Consider the following 19904-nt stretch of genomic DNA (forward strand, 5'->3'; position numbering starts at 1 on the left):
GCGCGTCGGAAAAGCAGCGGTTGGTACTGCGGTGACTGTTCAGACTGGCTGGCACCTGCCTAGAATCGAGCTTCCATTCGGGAGTGAAGAAACATGAAGCTGACTTCTGCAGTACTGCTGGGCCTGGCGTCGCTGTCTTCGGGAGCTGCAGTCGCAGCGGAGGTTTCTCCCCTGCTGGTCATCCATGGCGGGGCGGGCGTGGAGCGCAAGGACTTCAGTGCAGCGGAAGAGCGTGCCGCACGTGCGGCGTTGACCGAGGCGCTGCGCCAGGGGCATCGGGCCCTGGTGGCCGGCAAGCCGGCGCTGGATGCGGTAACCGCGGCGATCACCGTGCTGGAGAACGACCCCACGTTCAATGCGGGGCGTGGCGCAGTGTTCACCCATGATGGCAAGAATGAGCTGGATGCCTCGTTGATGGATGGCGCCACCCTGCGCGCCGGTGCGGTTGCGGGCGTACATACCGTGAAAAACCCGATCCTCCTGTCGCGGGCGGTGATGGAGCATTCGCCGCACGTGATGATGGTGGGGCAGGGCGCGGAGCTGTTCGCCGCCGAGCAGAAGATCGAGCTGGTGGATCCGTCCTACTTCCGCACCGAGAAGCGCTGGGAGCAGTTGCAGCGTGCCTTGAAGGAAGAGGCGGCGGGGCAGGCGCACGCCGACCTGGAAACCGCCAAGCATTTCGGTACCGTTGGCGCGGTCGCGTTGGATAGCCAGGGCAAGCTCGCTGCCGGCACGTCCACGGGCGGCATGACCAACAAGCGCTACGGGCGTGTTGGTGATTCACCGATCATCGGTGCCGGTACCTATGCGAACGACCAGTGTGCGGTCTCGGGTACCGGCTGGGGTGAGTACTACATCCGCCTGTCCGTCGCGCATGAGATATGTGCACGCATGAAGTACTTGCAGGAAACACCTGCGCAGGCCGGCGAAGAGGTCATCGTCAAACGCGTGCCCGAGCTCGGAGGTGATGGCGGCGGCATCGTGTTGTCCGCCGATGGCAAGGCCGCCACGCCCTTCAACACCGAGGGCATGTACCGCGGTTGGATTGGTGCCGATGGCGTGCCGCACGTGGCGATTTTTGCCGACGAAAAGATTAAGATGCCCGGCGAGTGATCGGCGCCGCCGATGCCGAAAAAGAAATTTCACCGAATGTGAAGATTTCTGTTGACAGCATCGGCGCTGATCACCAAAATAGCGAGCTCACCCACCCCTGACCGGCAAGGCCGCGGTCCTCGACAAGGGAGTGGAATGGAGGGATACCCAAGCGGCCAACGGGGGCAGACTGTAAATCTGCTGGCTTACGCCTTCGGTGGTTCGAATCCACCTCCCTCCACCAGTTTTATGTTGTGACGTGTTTTCCCGGTGCGGGAGTAGTTCAACGGTAGAACCTTAGCCTTCCAAGCTAATGGTGCGGGTTCGATTCCCGTCTCCCGCTCCATTGAACGAAACGAAAAAACACGGCATAATAGACAACTCGCTCACGTAGCTCAGTCGGTAGAGCACCTCCTTGGTAAGGAGGAGGTCGAAGGTTCGATTCCTTTCGTGAGCACCATCTTGCCGATAGTGCATAACCAACCTGTTACCGAGAAGAAGCAGCCATGTCCAAGGGTAAGTTCGAGCGTACCAAGCCGCACGTCAACGTCGGCACCATCGGCCACGTCGATCATGGCAAGACCACGCTGACCGCCGCACTGACCAAGATCGGTGCAGAGCGCTTCGGTGGCGAGTTCAAGGATTACTCCTCGATCGACGCCGCGCCGGAAGAAAAGGCACGTGGTATCACGATCTCGACCGCACACGTTGAGTACGAATCCGAGACCCGTCACTACGCCCACGTGGATTGCCCGGGCCATGCTGACTACGTCAAGAACATGATCACCGGTGCCGCCCAGATGGACGGCGCGATCCTGGTCTGCTCGGCCGCTGACGGCCCGATGCCGCAGACCCGCGAGCACATCCTGCTGTCGCGTCAGGTCGGCGTGCCGTACATCGTCGTGTTCCTGAACAAGGCTGACATGGTTGACGATGCCGAGCTGCTGGAACTGGTCGAAATGGAAGTGCGCGAGCTGCTCTCCAAGTACGACTTCCCGGGCGACGACACCCCGATCGTGCACGGTTCGGCCCGTATGGCGCTGGAAGGCGACCAGAGCGACATCGGCGTGCCGGCCATCCTGAAGCTGGTCGATGCACTGGACAGCTGGATCCCGACCCCGGAGCGTGACGTTGACAAGCCGTTCCTGATGCCGGTGGAAGACGTGTTCTCGATCTCGGGCCGCGGCACCGTGGTGACCGGTCGTATCGAGCGCGGCGTGATCAAGGTCGGCGAAGAAATCGAAATCGTCGGTATCCGTCCGGTCCAGAAGACCACCGTCACCGGCGTGGAAATGTTCCGCAAGCTGCTGGACCAGGGTCAGGCAGGTGACAACGCTGGTCTGCTGCTGCGCGGCACCAAGCGTGACGACGTCGAGCGTGGCCAGGTTCTGGCCAAGCCGGGCTCGATCAAGCCGCACACCCAGTTCGAAGCCGAAGTCTACGTTCTGTCTAAGGACGAAGGCGGCCGTCACACCCCGTTCTTCAAGGGCTACCGTCCGCAGTTCTACTTCCGTACCACCGATATCACCGGTGCGGTTGAGCTGCCGGAAGGCGTCGAGATGGTGATGCCGGGCGACAACGTGAAGATGGTTGTCACCCTGATCAACCCGGTGGCAATGGACGAAGGTCTGCGCTTCGCTATCCGCGAAGGCGGCCGTACCGTCGGCGCCGGCGTGGTTGCCAAGATCATCGCGTAATAGTTTGTAGCGCCAGCAGTGCATGCTGTTGGTTGCGCGGTTGGCGGGCCGGGTAACTCGGTCCGCCTTCGCCGTCTAAGGCGGTGTGTAACAGTCAAGTCATACGCCAGTAGCTCAATTGGCAGAGCAGCGGTCTCCAAAACCGCAGGTTGGGGGTTCGAGTCCCTCCTGGCGTGCCACTTGCAACTCTCTATCCAGTGACCTTGGTCGCACCAGCAACAAGAGTCGGATGAACAGCAAGATCGAACATTCCAAGTCCGCCGCTTCCGGTGGTGATATCGTCAAGTACGTCGGCGCTGCGCTGTTGGTGCTGGCGGGTCTGTTTGTCTGGTTCTGGTTCGCCGATCAGCCGCGCGCCGCTCAGCTGGGTGCCTGGGCTACCCAGTGGCGTGCGTTGGCAGTGGTTCTGGGTCTGGTCGCCGGTGGTGCAGTATTCATGCTGACCACGAAGGGTCGTCAGACAATCGAATTCCTTTCTGAGTCCCGTTTCGAGCTGCGCAAGGTTGTGTGGCCGACCCGCCAGGAAGCCATCCGCATGACGTGGGTGGTGGTTGTGGTGGTGATCGTGTTGAGCCTGCTGTTGGGTGGTTTCGATTTCGTGATCCAGAAGCTGACCCAGTGGTTCTTGGGTCGTTAAGGAGATATCTGTGAAGCGTTGGTACGTCGTTCACGCCTATTCAGGTTTTGAGAAGTCGGTTGCGCAGGCATTGCGTGATCGCATTGCGCGTGACGAGATGCAGGAGCTTTTCGGCGATGTGCTGGTCCCCACTGAAGAAGTGGTGGAAATGCGCGCCGGCCAGAAGCGCCGCTCCGAACGCAAGTTCTTCCCGGGTTACGTGCTGGTACAGATCGAGACCCATGAAGAAGCCGGTATCCCGCGCATCGATAACGAAAGCTGGCACTTGGTCAAGGAAACCCCGAAGGTCATGGGTTTCATTGGCGGCACGGCTGATCGCCCGCTGCCGATCCAGGACAGCGAGGCTGCGGCCATCCTGAATCGCGTTCAGGAAGGCGTCGAGAAGCCGCGTCCGAAGGTGTTGTTCGAGCCGGGTCAGATGGTTCGTGTCACGGAAGGTCCGTTCAACGACTTCAATGGTGTTGTTGAAGAGGTCAATTACGAGAAGAGCCGTCTGCGCGTCTCGGTGCTGATCTTCGGTCGTGCTACCCCGGTCGAGCTCGAGTTCGGCCAGGTCGAAAAGGCGATCTAAGCGGCAGCACGCCACCTGTTCAGGTGGCGTCGTAAAAAGCTGCTACAATTTTCTGCTCCCCGCTGAGGGGGTAAATCAAGGGCTGCCGCGAGGTGGCCTTTGGTGCGATTTCACAACGCGATGCCGGGACGCGTGATTCCCGGTCCGATGGGGAGCCTGTTGTCGAAAGGCGCTAGCACCCGGAGAGCACTCTAATGGCAAAGAAAGTTGTCGGTTACATCAAGCTGCAGGTGAAGGCTGGTCAGGCCAACCCCTCGCCGCCGGTCGGTCCTGCGCTGGGTCAGCGCGGCCTGAACATCATGGAATTCTGCAAGGCGTTCAATGCCGCCACGCAGAAGCTGGAGCCGGGTATTCCGGTGCCGGTCATCATCACGGCCTATTCGGACCGTACCTTCACCTTCATCACCAAGAGCACCCCGGCTACCGTGCTGCTCAAGAAGGCTGCTGGCATTTCTTCGGGTTCGAAGAAGCCGAACACCGACAAGGTGGGCAAGGTGACGCGCGCGCAGCTGGAAGAAATCTGCAAGGCAAAGGAGCCGGACCTGACGGCTGCCAGCCTGGACGCCGCCGTGCGTACGATCGCGGGCTCTGCCCGTTCCATGGGCCTGGTGGTGGAGGGTTAATCTGATGGCACAGACCAAGCGTGAGAAGGCCATCAAGGCCGCCGTCGTCCCGGGCAAGGCATACGCCTTCGAGGACGCAATCAACATCCTGAAGACCGCCACCAAGGCCAAGTTCGTCGAGTCGATCGACGTTGCTGTGCGCTTGGGCGTGGATGCCAAGAAGTCCGACCAGCAGGTGCGCGGTTCCACCGTGCTGCCGGCCGGTACCGGCAAGTCGGTCCGCGTGGCCGTGTTTGCTCCGGCCGGTGCCAAGGCTGACGAAGCCCTGGCCGCTGGCGCCGAAGCCGTTGGCATGGACGACCTGGCCGAGAAGATGCAGGCCGGCGATCTGAACTATGACGTCGTCATTGCGACCCCGGACGCAATGCGCGTTGTTGGTAAGCTGGGCACCCTGCTGGGCCCGCGTGGCCTGATGCCGAACCCGAAGGTCGGCACCGTCTCGGCCAACCCGGGCGAAGCCGTCAAGAATGCCAAGTCGGGTCAGGTGCGTTACCGCACTGACAAGGCCGGCATCATCCACTGCACCATCGGCAAGGCCAGCTTCGAAAACGGCGCGCTGCAGTCGAACCTGCAGGCACTGCTGGTTGACCTGATCAAGGCCAAGCCGGCCACCTCGAAGGGCCTGTACCTGCAGAAGGTGTCGGTCAGCTCGACGATGGGCCCGGGCGTGACTGTTGATCAGTCCTCGCTGACCCTGAAGTGACGTACCGGCCCGTGCGCGCATAGCGCGCACGGCTTTGCCGGCACGTCATCCCCGCGAAGGCGGGGATCGCTCTGAAGCTCTTGGGCTTGGGAGCAACAAGAAACACCAGTGTCACCGGCAACGGTGATGCTGACTTTTGAAGGCGTCGCGCAGGTTTGCCTGCGTGGAGCCGTCAAAGACCGCAGGCGCGGTCAGCGCATACCGGCGACGGGCACGGAAGCTCGATTTGGCAAGGAGTCGCCGCCGGCACAGCGAGATCGCTTAATCGATTCGTCCTCGGATCACCCTGCGTAGATGGTGCCGCCCTTCTGGATTTTTCTGGTTCACGTACGTCCGGGTTTGCCCGGGTTTGCACTCCAGCTCTAGAACGGCCACCACCGGAGCATCACCCGATGTTCCCGGCGTCCAGGACGGATGCCGCCCAGGACCGCACACGGCTAGGAGCCGTAAGCGGAATATGTTTGAAGCAGGGTGTTGAGGTTCGGCCAGGGAGGCCTGCAGCAGTGGCATTGCCGCTCTTGCCAATCCCGGATCCCGAATCACCAATCCCAGCTTAAACGGAGGAGTGCAATGGCTCTCAATCTGTCCCAGAAGCAAGAAGTAGTCGCCGAGCTGGCAGACGTCGCCGCCAAGGCCCACTCCTTGATCGCAGCCGAATACGCTGGCACCACGGTCGCTCAGATGACCGCGATGCGTAAGCAGGCTCGCGAAACCGGTGTTTTCTTGAAGGTTGTCAAGAACACGCTGGCCTCGCGCGCCGTTGAAGGCACCGATTTCGCAGTTGCAAAGGACCAGATGGTTGGTCCGCTGCTGTATGCGTTCTCGCTTGAGGAGCCCGGCGCAGCCGGTCGCCTGATCAAGGAAGCCGCCAAGGGTAACGACAAGCTGAAGGCAAAAGTCGTGGCAATCGGTGGGGAAATCTTCCCGGCCAGCCACGTCGAAGTGCTGGCATCGTTGCCGACCCGTGATCAGGCCCTGGCCATGCTGGCCCGCGTCCTGACCGAGCCGGTCACCATGTTCGCCCGCGCCGTCAAGGCTATCGGTGAGAAGCAGGAAGGTGGCGCAGCGGAAGCTGCAGCGCCGGCCGCTGAAGCTGAAGCCGTCTAAGTTCGACGTCCCCGTGGTTCCGCAAGGAACCTCAATCCAGAATATTTTCAAAAGGTAATCAAAATGTCCCTTACCAACGATCAGATCGTCGACGCAATCGCCGAAAAGTCCCTGATGGAAGTGATGGAGCTGGTCAAGGCCATCGAAGAGAAGTTCGGCGTGTCGGCTGCTGCCCCGGTTGCAGTTGCTGCTGCTGGCCCGGCTGCTGTTGTTGAAGAGCAGACCGAATTCAACGTCATCCTGAAGGATGCCGGCGCGAAGAAGGTTGAAGTGATTAAGGCCGTCCGCGCCATCACCGGCCTGGGCCTGAAGGAAGCGAAGGACCTGGCTGAAGCCGGTGGCGTCGTGAAGGAAGGCGCTTCGAAGGAAGACGCCGACAAGTTCAAGAAGGAACTGGAAGCCGCCGGCGCGACCGTCGAGCTGAAGTAATCAGTTCTTGCATCGTCATCGATTCACGGCGATGCAGCCAAGGCTGGGGGCGTAAAGCCCCCGGCCTTTGGTCGTTTCAAACCGTTGTAATGCCGGGCGTGCCTGGTTGCAGCGGGGTAGGGCAGGGCCCGGCTCGATGTAGTGCCGAGCCATGCTCGGCAAGCAACAACTGACGGGCCTGGCCCGGCAGGCAATAGAAAGACCAACGTGGCAAGTGTCAGGCGCTGTGCTCCAGACGATGGGGTGACCCGCAGCCGATACAAGCGAGTTGGCAGTTGGAAGTAGCAATAGAAGGCGTGCTGGTGCCGGCAATACCAGCGACTTCCAACTGACAATTTCAAGATTTCCCTACGGGTCGTGGACGCACGGCTCGCACAACAAGGTGGAAGACCTCATGACGTCCTATTCGTACACCGAAAAAAAGCGCATCCGCAAAGATTTCGGCAAGCAGCGCTCGATCCTCGAAGTGCCGTTCCTGCTCGCCATCCAGGTGGATTCGTACCGCGAATTCCTGCAGGAAAACGTCGACCCGGCCAAGCGCTCCGACCACGGCCTGCATGCTGCGCTGAAGTCGGTGTTCCCGATCTCCAGCTACAGCGGCAATGCTGCCCTGGAATACGTCGGTTACAAGCTGGGTGACCCGGTGTTTGACGAACGCGAGTGCCGCCAGCGTGGCATGAGCTACGGCGCACCGCTGCGCGTCACCGTGCGTCTGGTCATCTACGACCGCGAATCGTCCACCAAGGCGATCAAGTACGTGAAGGAGCAGGAGGTCTATCTGGGCGAAATCCCGCTGATGACCGACAACGGCACCTTCATCGTCAACGGTACCGAGCGCGTCATCGTGTCGCAGCTGCACCGTTCGCCGGGCGTGTTCTTCGACCACGACCGTGGCAAGACCCACAGCTCGGGCAAGCTGCTGTACAGCGCCCGCATCATCCCGTACCGCGGCTCCTGGCTGGACTTCGAGTTCGACCCGAAGGACGCGCTGTTCACCCGTATCGACCGTCGCCGCAAACTGCCGGTGTCGGTGCTGTTGCGTGCGCTGGGCTACAACAACGAAGAGATGCTGGCCGAGTTCTTCGAGGTCAACACCTTCCACATCAACCCGGACGAAGGCGTGCAGCTGGAGCTGGTGCCGGAGCGTCTGCGTGGCGAAACGCTGAACTTCGACCTGGCTGACGGTGACAAGGTCATCGTGGAAGCCGGCAAGCGCATCACCGCGCGCCACATCAAGCAGCTGCAGGCCTCGGGCATTGCCGCCCTGGCCGTGCCGGACGATTACATCGTCGGCCGCATCCTGTCGCACGACGTGGTTGATGCCAACACCGGTGAACTGCTGGCCCAGGCCAACGACGAAATCAGCGACGAGCAGCTGCAGAACTTCCGCAAGGCCGGTGTTGATGCAGTGGGCACGCTGTGGGTGAACGACCTGGATCGTGGCCCGTATCTGTCCAACACCCTGCGCATCGACGGCACCAAGACCCAGCTCGAAGCGCTGGTCGAAATCTACCGCATGATGCGTCCGGGCGAGCCGCCGACCAAGGACGCCGCGCAGAACCTGTTCCACAACCTGTTCTTCACCTTCGAGCGCTACGACCTGTCCACGGTTGGCCGCATGAAGTTCAACCGTCGTGTCGGCCGCAAGGAAGTCACCGGTGAGTCGGTGCTGTACGACCGCAAGTACTTCGGCGAGCGCAACGACGAGGAATCCAAGCGTCTGGTCGCCGCCCACGGCGAAGGCTCCGACATCCTGGACGTGATCAAGGTGCTGACCGAGATCCGCAATGGTCGCGGCGTGGTCGATGACATCGATCACCTGGGCAACCGTCGCGTGCGTTCGGTCGGTGAAATGGCCGAAAACGTGTTCCGCGTGGGCCTGGTCCGCGTCGAGCGCGCGGTCAAGGAGCGCCTGTCGATGGCCGAGTCGGAAGGCTTGACTCCGCAGGAGCTGATCAACGCCAAGCCGGTTGCTGCTGCCATCAAGGAATTCTTCGGCTCCTCGCAGCTGTCGCAGTTCATGGACCAGAACAACCCGCTGTCGGAAGTGACGCACAAGCGTCGCGTCTCGGCGCTGGGCCCGGGCGGCCTGACCCGCGAACGCGCTGGCTTCGAAGTGCGCGACGTGCACCCGACCCATTACGGCCGCGTCTGCACCATCGAAACGCCGGAAGGCCCGAACATCGGCCTGATCAACTCGCTGGCCGTGTTCGCCCGCACCAACAAGTACGGCTTCCTGGAAACCCCGTACCGCAAGGTGCACGACGGCAAGGTCTCCGACGAGATCGAGTTCCTGTCGGCCATCGAAGAAAATGAGTACGTCATCGCCCAGGCCAATGCCCTGACCGATGCCAAGAACATGCTCACCGAGCAGTTCGTACCGTGCCGCTTCCAGGGTGAATCGCTGCTCAAGCCGCCGGCAGAAGTCCACTTCATGGACGTCTCGCCGATGCAGACCGTGTCGGTCGCTGCCGCGCTGGTTCCGTTCCTGGAGCACGATGACGCAAACCGTGCACTGATGGGCGCCAACATGCAGCGCCAGGCCGTGCCGACCCTGCGTGCGCAGAAGCCGCTGGTGGGTACCGGTATCGAACGCGCCGTGGCGCGTGACTCGGGTGTGACCGTGAATGCCCTGCGTGGTGGCCAGATCGTGCAGATCGACGCCGGCCGCATCGTGGTCAAGGCCAACGAGAACGAGATCACCGATCCGGCCGATGCCGGCGTGGATATCTACAACCTGATCAAGTACACCCGTTCGAACCAGAACACCTGCATCAACCAGCGTCCGCTGGTGAACGTGGGTGACGTGATCGCGCGCGGCGACGTGCTGGCCGATGGCCCGTCCACCGACATCGGTGAACTGGCGCTGGGTCAGAACATGCTGATCGCCTTCATGCCGTGGAACGGCTACAACTTCGAAGACTCCATCCTGCTGTCCGAGCGTGTGGTCGAGGAAGATCGTTACACCACGATCCACATCGAGGAACTGACCTGCGTTGCACGTGACACCAAGCTGGGGCCGGAGGAAATTTCCGCCGACATCCCGAACGTGTCCGAGCAGGCGCTGAACCGTCTGGACGAATCCGGCGTGGTGTACATCGGTGCCGAAGTGCGCGCCGGCGACATCATGGTCGGCAAGGTGACGCCGAAGGGCGAGAGCCAGCTGACCCCGGAAGAGAAGCTGCTGCGCGCGATCTTCGGCGAGAAGGCTTCGGACGTTAAGGACAGCTCGCTGCGCGTTCCGCCGGGCATGGACGGCACCGTCATCGACGTGCAGGTCTTCACCCGCGACGGTATCGAGAAGGACAAGCGTGCGCGCCAGATCGAGGAAAACGAGATCAAGCGCGTCAAGAAGGACTTCGACGACCAGTTCCGCATCCTGGAAGGCGCCATCTACGCCCGTCTGCGTTCGCAGATCGTGGGCAAGGTTGCCAACGGTGGCGCCAACCTGAAGAAGGGTGACGTGATCACCGACGCGTTCCTGGACGGCCTGAAGAAGTCCGACTGGTTCACCCTGCGCATGAAGGACGAGGACGCCTCCGAAGCCATCGAGCGTGCCCAGATGCAGATCCAGGCACACGAGAAGGAATTCGAGCGTCGCTTCGCCGACAAGCGCGGCAAGATCACCCAGGGCGACGATCTGGCACCGGGCGTGCTGAAGATGGTCAAGGTGTTCCTGGCCGTGAAGCGTCGCATCCAGCCGGGTGACAAGATGGCAGGCCGCCACGGTAACAAGGGTGTGGTCTCCAACGTGGTGCCGGTCGAGGACATGCCGTACATGGCTGACGGCAACACCGTGGACATCTGCTTGAACCCGCTGGGCGTGCCGTCGCGTATGAACATCGGCCAGATTCTGGAAGTGCACCTGGGCTGGGCCGCAAAGGGCCTGGGCAAGCGCATCCAGGGCATGCTGGAACAGCAGCGTGCGGTCAGCGAGCTGCGTGAGTTCCTGGGCAAGATCTACAACCATGACTCGGCCGTTGCCGAGCAGCGCGTGGACCTGTCGCAGTTCAGCGACGAAGAGCTGATCAACCTGGCCAAGAACCTGACCGACGGCGTGCCGATGGCAACCCCGGTGTTCGATGGCGCGGCGGAAGAAGAAATCCGCGAAATGCTGAATCTGGCCTACCCGGATGAAGCACCGGAAACCGCACGCCTGGGCTTCAACGCCAGCAAGACGCAGATGCAGCTGTATGACGGCCGCACCGGCGAAGCCTTCGACCGCAAGACCACCGTCGGCTACATGCACTACCTGAAGCTGAACCACCTGGTCGACGACAAGATGCACGCCCGTTCGACCGGTCCGTACTCGCTCGTTACCCAGCAGCCGCTGGGCGGCAAGGCGCAGTTCGGTGGCCAGCGCTTCGGTGAAATGGAAGTCTGGGCACTGGAAGCCTACGGCGCGGCCTACACCCTGCAGGAAATGCTGACGGTGAAGTCCGATGACGTTCAGGGCCGTAACCAGATGTACAAGAACATCGTCGACGGTGAGCACGAGATGGTTGCGGGCATGCCGGAATCCTTCAACGTTTTGGTGAAGGAAATCCGCTCGCTGGCCATCAACATGGAACTGGAAGACAACTGATCGCGCAGGCGCTGCTGCAGTGATGCAGCAGCGCCGCCAGCAGTGACCGACAGCCCATCGACACAGATTTCCTCCTTTCGGAGAACACCATGAAAGACCTGCTCAACCTCTTCAACCAGCAGCGCCAGACGCTGGACTTCGACGCGATCAAGATCGCGCTGGCCTCGCCGGACCTGATCCGTTCGTGGTCCTTCGGCGAAGTGAAGAAGCCGGAAACCATCAACTACCGTACCTTCAAGCCGGAGCGTGACGGCCTGTTCTGCGCCGCCATCTTTGGCCCGGTGAAGGACTACGAGTGCCTGTGCGGCAAGTACAAGCGCATGAAGCACCGCGGCGTCGTCTGCGAAAAGTGCGGCACCGAAGTGACCCTGGCCAAGGTGCGCCGCGAGCGCATGGGCCACATCGACCTGGCATCGCCGGTCGCGCACATCTGGTTCCTCAAGTCGCTGCCGTCGCGCATCGGCCTGATGCTGGACATGACCCTGCGTGACATCGAGCGCGTGCTGTACTTCGAAGCCTACGTGGTGACCGAGCCGGGCCTGACCGCCCTGGAGCGCCGCCAGCTGCTGACCGAAGAACAGTACCTGCAGGCACGCCAGGAACACGGCGATGACTTCGACGCCGCCATGGGCGCCGAGGCCGTCTACGAATTGCTGCGCACCATCGACCTGCAGGCCGAAATGGTCCGCCTGCGCGAGGAAATCGCCTCGACCGGTTCGGAAACCAAGCTCAAGCGTCTGACCAAGCGCATCAAGCTGGTCGAAGCCTTCCTCGAGTCGGGCAACCGCCCGGAGTGGATGGTGATGACCGTGCTGCCGGTGCTGCCGCCGGACCTGCGCCCGCTGGTTCCGCTGGACGGTGGCCGCTTCGCGACCTCGGATCTGAACGACCTGTACCGCCGCGTCATCAACCGTAACAACCGTCTGCGCCGCCTGCTGGAGCTCAACGCTCCGGACATCATCGTGCGCAACGAAAAGCGCATGCTGCAGGAATCGGTTGACGCCCTGTTGGACAACGGCCGCCGCGGCCGTGCCATCACCGGCACCAACAAGCGCCCGCTCAAGTCGCTGGCCGACATGATCAAGGGCAAGCAGGGTCGCTTCCGTCAGAACCTGCTGGGCAAGCGCGTCGATTACTCGGGCCGTTCGGTGATCACCGTGGGTCCGTACCTGAAGCTGCACCAGTGCGGCCTGCCGAAGAAGATGGCGCTGGAGCTGTTCAAGCCGTTCGTGTTCGCCAAGCTGCAGCGTCGTGGCCTGGCCACCACCATCAAGGCTGCCAAGAAGCTGGTCGAGCGCGAAGAAGGCGAAGTCTGGGACGTCCTGGAAGAAGTCATCCGCGAACATCCGGTGCTGCTGAACCGTGCGCCGACCCTGCACCGTCTGGGCATCCAGGCGTTCGAACCGCTGTTGATCGAAGGCAAGGCCATCCAGCTGCATCCGCTGGTCTGTACCGCATTCAACGCCGACTTCGACGGTGACCAGATGGCCGTCCACGTGCCGCTCTCGCTGGAAGCCCAGCTGGAAGCGCGTGCGCTGATGATGTCCACCAACAACATCCTGTCGCCGGCCAACGGCGAGCCGATCATCGTGCCGTCGCAGGACGTCGTGTTGGGCCTGTACTACATGGCGCGCTCGCTGGTGAACAAGCAGGGCGAGGGCATGGTGTTCGCCAACACCGACGAAGTGAAGCGTGCCTATGACAACCGTCTGGTTGAACTGCACGCCCGCGTCAAGGTGCGCATCGTGCAGGTCGAGCGTGACGAAGACGGCAACAAGGTCAAGAAGACCTCGATCGTCGACACCACCGTCGGCCGTGCGCTGCTGAGCGAGATCATGCCGGAAGGCCTGCCGTTCGAGCTGTGCAACACCGAGATGACCAAGAAGAACATCTCGCGCCTGATCAACCAGAGCTACCGTCTGCTGGGTCTGAAGGACACCGTGGTGTTCGCCGACAAGCTGATGTACACCGGCTATGCCTACGCAACCCGCGCTGGCGTGTCGATCGGCATCGACGACATGCTGATCCCGGACGAGAAGAAGGGCATCCTCGGCGAAGCCGAAGCCGAAGTGCTGGAAATCCAGGAGCAGTACCAGTCCGGTCTGGTCACCGCTGGCGAGCGCTACAACAAGGTGGTCGACATCTGGTCGCGCACCAATGAGCGCATCGCCAAGGCGATGATGGAAACCATCGGTACCGAGAAGGTCGAGGACGCCGACGGCAAGATCGTCGACCAGAAGTCGATGAACTCGCTGTACATCATGGCCGACTCCGGTGCGCGTGGTAGCCAGGCGCAGATCCGTCAGCTGGCCGGTATGCGTGGCCTGATGGCGCGTCCGGACGGCTCGATCATCGAAACGCCCATCAAGGCGAATTTCCGTGAAGGCCTGAACGTGCAGGAGTACTTCAACTCCACCCACGGCGCCCGTAAGGGTCTGGCCGATACCGCGTTGAAGACGGCGAACTCGGGTTACCTGACCCGTCGTCTGGTCGACGTGGCACAGGACGTGGTGATCACCGAAATCGACTGCGGCACCGTCGAAGGCCTGACCATGACCCCGATCGTGGAAGGCGGCGACGTCGTCGAGCCGTTGAAGGACCGCGTGCTGGGCCGTGTCGTGGCCGAGGACGTGTTCCTGCCGGGCAACGACGAAGATCCGATCGTGACCCGCAACACGCTGCTCGACGAGCAGTGGGTGAACAAGCTGGAAGAAGCTGGCGTGCAGACCATCAAGGTCCGCTCGACCATCACCTGTGAGTCCTCGTTCGGCGTTTGCTCGCGCTGCTACGGCCGCGATCTGGCCCGTGGCCACATCGTCAACATCGGTGAAGCGGTTGGCGTCATCGCCGCACAGTCGATCGGTGAGCCGGGTACCCAGCTGACCATGCGTACGTTCCACATCGGTGGTGCGGCATCGCGTGCGGCTGCGGTCGACAACATCACCGTCAAGACCACCGGTTCGGTGAAGTTCTCCAACCTGAAGCACGTCGAGCAGGCCAGCGGTTCGCTGGTGGCGGTCTCGCGTTCGGGTGAAATCTCCGTGCTCGACCCGCATGGCCGTGAGCGTGAGCGCTACAAGCTGCCGTACGGTGCCAGCATCGGCGTCAAGGACGGTGCGGAAATCAAGGCTGGCCAGACCGTGGCCAACTGGGATCCGCATAACCACCCGATCGTGTCGGAAGTGGCTGGTTTCGTGCGCTTCATCGACTTCATCGATGGCGTGACCGTGATCGAGAAGACCGACGAACTGACCGGCCTGGCCTCGCGCGAAATCACCGATCCGAAGCGTCGTGGCTCGCAGGCCAAGGATCTGCGTCCGCTGGTCCGCATCGTCGATGGCAAGGGTAATGACCTGACCATCCCGGGCACCGACCTGCCGGCACAGTACCTGCTGCCGCCGCGCTCGATCGTCAACCTGCAGGATGGCTCGCCGGTAGGCGTGGGCGACGTGGTTGCCAAGATCCCGCAGGAAGCCTCCAAGACCCGCGACATCACCGGTGGTCTGCCGCGCGTTGCCGACTTGTTCGAAGCCCGCAAGCCGAAGGACCCGGCGATCCTGGCCGAGCGTTCGGGTATCATCAGCTTCGGCAAGGACACCAAGGGCAAGCAGCGCCTGATCATCAAGGACACCGATGGTTCGGAGCACGAAGAGCTGATTCCGAAGTACCGCCAGATCATCGTGTTCGAAGGTGAGCACGTGACCCGCGGTGAAACCGTGGTGGACGGCGAGCCGAGCCCGCAGGACATCCTGCGCCTGAAGGGCGTGGAAGAACTGGCCCGCTACCTGGTCAAGGAAATCCAGGACGTTTACCGCCTGCAGGGCGTGAAGATCAACGACAAGCACATTGAAGTGATCTCGCGCCAGATGCTGCGCAAGGTGGAAATCGTCGACCAGGGCAGCAGCAAGTTCCTCAATGGCGAGCAGGCCGAGCGCCAGCGCGTGATCGAGGAGAACGTGAAGCTGGCCGCCCGCAACGAGCTGCCGGCCCGTTTCGAGCCGGTGCTGCTGGGTATCACCAAGGCATCGCTGGCTACCGAGTCGTTCATCTCGGCGGCTTCGTTCCAGGAAACCACCCGCGTGCTGACCGAGGCTGCCGTGCGCGGTACCTCCGACGGCCTGCGTGGTCTGAAGGAAAACGTGATCGTCGGCCGCCTGATTCCGGCGGGTACCGGTCTTGCGTATCATGCCCAGCGCCGTCGTAACGCGTCGGGCCTGACCGAATCGGAAATCGCAACCCTGGCCGCTCCGGTCGTGGTCGCGGAGCCCGAAGTTGCAGCACCGGAAGCTGAACAGGCTGCTGGTGAAGAGTAAGTAGTTAGATCGGCCGGCCCGCTCGCGGGCCGGCAGTTCGACCTGAACGGGGAATAGGGAGATACCCCTGTAACAGCTCTGGATCAGGGCTGGCTTGACACGGGCTTGTTTGACTGGGCTCTTGACAAGTTGCTACAATCGTCTGTCTCAGCAGGCCAAAATTTTGGCCTGCTTTACAATTTCCGCATCCTGGCCGTTTTTTACGGCCCCAATCAGAAGAACCTACTGATGGCGACGATTAACCAGCTGGTACGCAAGCCGCGCCAAGCTACCACCTACAAGAGTGCCTCGCCGGCGCTCGACAAGTGCCCGCAGCGCCGTGGCGTCTGCACGCGCGTGTACACCACCACCCCGAAGAAGCCGAACTCGGCTCTGCGCAAGGTTGCAAAGGTCCGCCTGACCAACCAGGAAGAAGTGATTTCCTACATCGGTGGTGAAGGCCATAACCTGCAGGAGCACTCCGTGGTCCTGATTCGCGGCGGCCGTGTAAAGGATCTGCCGGGTGTGCGTTACCACACTGTCCGTGGCTCACTCGACGCCGCCGGCGTTGCCAAGCGTCGTCAGGCGCGTTCCAAGTACGGCGCCAAGCGTCCGAAGGCCTGAGGAGTAAGACATGTCACGTAAAGGTAATACCCCCCAGCGTTCGGTCCTGCCGGATCCGAAGCACAAGAGCGAAACCATTGCCCGCTTCATCAACATGGTGATGCTGAGCGGCAAGAAGTCCGTTGCTGAAAAGATCGTCTATGGCGCCATGGACGTGATCAGCGAAAAGAACCCGAACGCAATCGAGCTGGTGCAGAAGGCACTGGACAACGTTGCGCCGGGCGTGGAAGTGAAGTCGCGTCGCGTCGGTGGTGCCACCTATCAGGTGCCGGTCGAAGTGCGTGCTTCGCGCAAGATGGCCCTGGCCATGCGCTGGCTGATCGACTCGGCGCGTAAGCGCGGCGAGAACACCATGCCGCGCAAGCTGGCTGCTGAACTGCTGGACGCTTCGGAAAACCGTGGCGGCGCCATCAAGAAGCGTGAAGAAACCCACCGTATGGCGGAAGCGAACAAGGCCTTCGCTCACTACCGCTGGTGAGTTGTGGGGGCCTTGGAAACAGGGCCCCTGGCACCCATGTGGTGCTGCTTGTAGCGCTTTGAGCGCTGCTTAAATCCGAAGGCCGCCGCAAGGCGGCGTTCGGCCATCCGAATTCCAAGAAATTGAGAGGCTCCCGTGGCCCGCACCACTCCTATCGAGCGTTACCGTAACTTCGGCATCATGGCCCACATCGATGCCGGCAAGACCACCACGTCCGAGCGCATCCTGTTCTACACCGGCAAGAGCCACAAGCTCGGTGAAGTGCACGATGGCGCCGCCACCATGGACTGGATGGAGCAGGAGCAGGAACGTGGCATCACGATCCAGTCCGCTGCTACCACCGCGTTCTGGAAGGGCATGGACAAGTCCCTGCCGGAGCACCGTTTCAACATCATCGACACCCCCGGGCACGTTGACTTCACCATCGAAGTCGAACGCTCCCTGCGCGTGCTCGACGGCGCGGTGTTCGTGCTGTGCGCCGTTGGTGGCGTGCAGCCGCAGTCCGAGACCGTGTGGCGCCAGGCCAACAAGTACCAGGTGCCGCGCATCGCGTTCGTCAACAAGATGGACCGTACCGGTGCCAACTTCCTGAAGGTCCGTGACCAGCTGAAGGCCAAGCTCGGCGCCGTCGCCGTGCCGATGCAGCTGCCGATCGGCGCTGAAGAAGGCTTCAAGGGCGTGGTCGACCTGCTCAAGATGAAGGCCATCCATTGGGATGAGGCTTCGCAGGGCATGAAGTTCGAGTACGGCGATATCCCGGCTGACATGCAGGCAGCGGCTGAAGAAGCCCGCACCTTCATGATCGAGACCGCGGCTGAAGCCAGCGAAGAGCTGATGGAAAAGTACCTGGGCGGCGAAGAGCTGGGCGAGGCCGAAATCATCCAGGCCCTGCGTACCCGTACGCTGGCCGTTGAGATCGTGCCGATGTTCTGTGGCTCGGCGTTCAAGAACAAGGGCGTGCAGGCCATGCTGGACGGCGTGATCCAGCTGCTGCCGTCGCCGGTCGACGTGCCTGACGTGAAGGGCACCGACGTTGACGACGACTCCATCGAGATGACCCGCAAGTCGGACGACAAGGCGCCGTTCTCGTCGCTGGCGTTCAAGATCATCACCGACCCGTTCGTCGGCGCGCTGACCTTCTTCCGCGTCTACTCCGGCGTGCTGAACGGTGGCGACACCGTGCTGAACTCGGTGAAGAACAAGAAGGAGCGCATCGGCCGCATCCTGCAGATGCACTCGAACAACCGCGAGGAAATCAAGGAAGTTCTGGCCGGTGACATCGCTGCTGCCGTGGGCCTGAAGGACACTACCACCGGTGACACCCTGTGCTCTATCGATGCACCGATCGTGCTTGAGCGCATGGTGTTCCCGGAGCCGGTGATCTCGATGGCCGTCGAGCCGAAGACCAAGTCGGACCAGGAAAAGATGGGTCTGGCGCTGGGTCGTCTGGCACAGGAAGATCCGTCGTTCCGCGTCAAGACCGACGAAGAATCCGGCCAGACCATCATCTCCGGCATGGGCGAGCTGCACCTGGACATCATCGTCGACCGCCTGAAGCGCGAGTTCAACGTTGAAGCCAACGTCGGCAAGCCGCAGGTGGCCTACCGCGAAACCATCCAGGCTGCTGACGTCAAGTCGGATTACAAGCACGCCAAGCAGTCCGGTGGTAAGGGTCAGTACGGTCACGTCGTGATCGAGCTGTCGCCGATCACCGCTGAAGACCGTGCCGATCCGAAGCTGGCTGCTGCCATCAAGGACGACTTCCTGTTCATCAACGACATCACCGGCGGCGTGATCCCGAAGGAATTCATTCCTTCCGTGGAAAAGGGCCTGCGCGAAACCATCACCAGCGGTCCGCTGGCTGGCTTCCCGGTGGTGGACGTCAAGGTCAAGCTGGTGTTCGGCTCGTACCATGACGTTGACTCGTCGGAAATGGCGTTCAAGCTGGCTTCGTCGATGGCCTTCAAGCAGGGCTTCGCCAAGGCCAAGCCGGTGCTGCTGGAGCCGATCATGAAGGTCGAGATCGTGACCCCGGAAGACTACCAGGGTGACGTGATGGGCGACGTCAGCCGTCGTCGTGGCGTGCTGCAGGGTTCGGGCACCACCGGTGATGGCTCGGCCAGCATCATCAACGCGATGATCCCGCTGGGCGAAATGTTCGGTTACGCCACCGCGCTGCGTTCGCAGACCCAGGGTCGCGCAACCTTCACGATGGAATTCGACCACTACGAGCCGGCGCCGAACAACATCGCCGAAACCGTCATCAAGAAGGGCTGAGTCTTAGACTCAGCCTCTCCCTCCAAGTTTTAGCTAATCAAGGAATTACATATGTCCAAGGGTAAGTTCGAACGTACCAAGCCGCACGTCAACGTCGGCACCATCGGCCACGTCGATCATGGCAAGACCACGCTGACCGCTGCACTGACCAAGATCGGTGCAGAGCGCTTCGGTGGCGAGTTCAAGGATTACTCCTCGATCGACGCCGCGCCGGAAGAAAAGGCACGTGGTATCACGATCTCGACCGCGCACGTTGAGTACGAATCCGAGACCCGTCACTACGCCCACGTGGATTGCCCGGGCCATGCTGACTACGTCAAGAACATGATCACCGGTGCCGCCCAGATGGACGGCGCGATCCTGGTCTGCTCGGCTGCTGACGGCCCGATGCCGCAGACCCGCGAGCACATCCTGCTGTCGCGTCAGGTCGGCGTGCCGTACATCGTCGTGTTCCTGAACAAGGCCGACATGGTTGACGATGCCGAGCTGCTGGAACTGGTCGAAATGGAAGTGCGCGAGCTGCTCTCCAAGTACGACTTCCCGGGCGACGACACCCCGATTGTGCACGGTTCGGCCCGTATGGCGCTGGAAGGCGACCAGAGCGACATCGGCGTGCCGGCCATCCTGAAGCTGGTCGATGCGCTGGACAGCTGGATCCCGACCCCGGAGCGTGACGTCGACAAGCCGTTCCTGATGCCGGTGGAAGACGTGTTCTCGATCTCGGGCCGCGGCACCGTGGTGACCGGTCGTATCGAGCGCGGCGTGATCAAGGTCGGCGAAGAAATCGAA

14 protein-coding genes and 4 tRNA genes are annotated in these 19904 nt (G+C 61.8%); all 18 read left to right on the forward strand.

The window, feature by feature from the left end; genetic code table 11:
• Positions 1 to 93: 93 nt before the first annotated feature.
• Positions 94 to 1113, forward strand: a complete 1020-nt coding sequence (locus AC1VXC_RS13515; protein WP_313174231.1) for an isoaspartyl peptidase/L-asparaginase family protein — start codon at positions 94 to 96, stop codon at positions 1111 to 1113.
• 137 nt (positions 1114 to 1250) lie between these two features.
• Positions 1251 to 1336, forward strand: a tRNA-Tyr gene (locus tag AC1VXC_RS13520).
• A gap of 28 nt (positions 1337 to 1364) precedes the next feature.
• A tRNA-Gly gene (locus AC1VXC_RS13525) sits at positions 1365 to 1438 on the forward strand.
• Between the two features lie 38 nt (positions 1439 to 1476).
• Positions 1477 to 1552, forward strand: a tRNA-Thr gene (locus AC1VXC_RS13530).
• A 46-nt stretch (positions 1553 to 1598) separates the two neighbouring features.
• Positions 1599 to 2789, forward strand: a complete 1191-nt coding sequence (gene tuf / locus AC1VXC_RS13535) for an elongation factor Tu (protein WP_313174233.1) — start codon at positions 1599 to 1601, stop codon at positions 2787 to 2789.
• A gap of 103 nt (positions 2790 to 2892) precedes the next feature.
• Positions 2893 to 2968: transfer RNA gene (locus tag AC1VXC_RS13540), tRNA-Trp, on the forward strand.
• Between the two features lie 50 nt (positions 2969 to 3018).
• Entirely contained in the window at positions 3019 to 3426 is a 408-nt protein-coding gene (secE, locus tag AC1VXC_RS13545) for a preprotein translocase subunit SecE (RefSeq protein WP_481539243.1), read from the forward strand.
• Between the two features lie 10 nt (positions 3427 to 3436).
• Positions 3437 to 3997 (forward strand): transcription termination/antitermination protein NusG, encoded by a 561-nt coding sequence (gene nusG / locus AC1VXC_RS13550; protein ID WP_057630031.1) that lies wholly within the window; start codon positions 3437 to 3439, stop codon positions 3995 to 3997.
• Positions 3998 to 4191: 194 nt separating this feature from the next.
• Positions 4192 to 4620, forward strand: a complete 429-nt coding sequence (gene rplK / locus AC1VXC_RS13555) for a 50S ribosomal protein L11 (RefSeq protein WP_313495895.1) — start codon at positions 4192 to 4194, stop codon at positions 4618 to 4620.
• 4 nt (positions 4621 to 4624) lie between these two features.
• The gene (rplA, locus tag AC1VXC_RS13560; protein WP_313495898.1) at positions 4625 to 5323 is read left to right on the forward strand and encodes a 50S ribosomal protein L1; all 699 of its coding nucleotides are present in this window, start codon (positions 4625 to 4627) and stop codon (positions 5321 to 5323) included.
• 570 nt (positions 5324 to 5893) lie between these two features.
• Positions 5894 to 6430, forward strand: coding sequence for a 50S ribosomal protein L10 (gene rplJ / locus AC1VXC_RS13565; RefSeq protein ID WP_481528348.1), 537 nt, complete (start codon positions 5894 to 5896; stop codon positions 6428 to 6430).
• Between the two features lie 63 nt (positions 6431 to 6493).
• The gene (rplL, locus tag AC1VXC_RS13570; RefSeq protein ID WP_303749025.1) at positions 6494 to 6859 is read left to right on the forward strand and encodes a 50S ribosomal protein L7/L12; all 366 of its coding nucleotides are present in this window, start codon (positions 6494 to 6496) and stop codon (positions 6857 to 6859) included.
• A 394-nt stretch (positions 6860 to 7253) separates the two neighbouring features.
• Positions 7254 to 11444 carry a DNA-directed RNA polymerase subunit beta gene (gene rpoB, locus AC1VXC_RS13575; protein ID WP_481528349.1) on the forward strand — a complete coding sequence of 1397 codons (4191 nt, stop codon included), beginning with the start codon at positions 7254 to 7256 and terminating at the stop codon, positions 11442 to 11444.
• 89 nt (positions 11445 to 11533) lie between these two features.
• On the forward strand, positions 11534 to 15757 hold the full coding sequence (rpoC, locus tag AC1VXC_RS13580) for a DNA-directed RNA polymerase subunit beta' (RefSeq protein ID WP_481528350.1): 4224 nt from the start codon (positions 11534 to 11536) through the stop codon (positions 15755 to 15757).
• A 228-nt stretch (positions 15758 to 15985) separates the two neighbouring features.
• Positions 15986 to 16360, forward strand: a complete 375-nt coding sequence (gene rpsL / locus AC1VXC_RS13585) for a 30S ribosomal protein S12 (RefSeq protein ID WP_004145320.1) — start codon at positions 15986 to 15988, stop codon at positions 16358 to 16360.
• A 10-nt stretch (positions 16361 to 16370) separates the two neighbouring features.
• Entirely contained in the window at positions 16371 to 16838 is a 468-nt protein-coding gene (gene rpsG, locus AC1VXC_RS13590; protein ID WP_057630019.1) for a 30S ribosomal protein S7, read from the forward strand.
• 135 nt (positions 16839 to 16973) lie between these two features.
• Complete coding sequence (gene fusA / locus AC1VXC_RS13595) at positions 16974 to 19115, forward strand: elongation factor G (RefSeq protein ID WP_481528351.1); 2142 nt, start codon at positions 16974 to 16976, stop codon at positions 19113 to 19115.
• A gap of 51 nt (positions 19116 to 19166) precedes the next feature.
• The coding region (locus AC1VXC_RS13600) for an elongation factor Tu (RefSeq protein ID WP_482995056.1) at positions 19167 to 19904 on the forward strand (738 nt) is incomplete at its 3' end.

Source organism: Stenotrophomonas sp. STEN033, from assembly GCF_056856655.1.

What these genes read in the sequence shown, in the direction of transcription:
- AC1VXC_RS13515 (WP_313174231.1), top strand. Translation starts at nt 94, where the DNA reads ATGAAGCTGACTTCTGCAGTACTGCTGGGCCTGGCGTCGCTGTCTTCG.
- tuf (WP_313174233.1), top strand. Translation starts at nt 1,599, where the DNA reads ATGTCCAAGGGTAAGTTCGAGCGTACCAAGCCGCACGTCAACGTCGGC.
- secE (WP_481539243.1), top strand. Translation starts at nt 3,019, where the DNA reads ATGAACAGCAAGATCGAACATTCCAAGTCCGCCGCTTCCGGTGGTGAT.
- rplK (WP_313495895.1), top strand. Translation starts at nt 4,192, where the DNA reads ATGGCAAAGAAAGTTGTCGGTTACATCAAGCTGCAGGTGAAGGCTGGT.
- rplA (WP_313495898.1), top strand. Translation starts at nt 4,625, where the DNA reads ATGGCACAGACCAAGCGTGAGAAGGCCATCAAGGCCGCCGTCGTCCCG.
- rplJ (WP_481528348.1), top strand. Translation starts at nt 5,894, where the DNA reads ATGGCTCTCAATCTGTCCCAGAAGCAAGAAGTAGTCGCCGAGCTGGCA.
- rplL (WP_303749025.1), top strand. Translation starts at nt 6,494, where the DNA reads ATGTCCCTTACCAACGATCAGATCGTCGACGCAATCGCCGAAAAGTCC.
- rpoB (WP_481528349.1), top strand. Translation starts at nt 7,254, where the DNA reads ATGACGTCCTATTCGTACACCGAAAAAAAGCGCATCCGCAAAGATTTC.
- rpoC (WP_481528350.1), top strand. Translation starts at nt 11,534, where the DNA reads ATGAAAGACCTGCTCAACCTCTTCAACCAGCAGCGCCAGACGCTGGAC.
- rpsL (WP_004145320.1), top strand. Translation starts at nt 15,986, where the DNA reads ATGGCGACGATTAACCAGCTGGTACGCAAGCCGCGCCAAGCTACCACC.
- rpsG (WP_057630019.1), top strand. Translation starts at nt 16,371, where the DNA reads ATGTCACGTAAAGGTAATACCCCCCAGCGTTCGGTCCTGCCGGATCCG.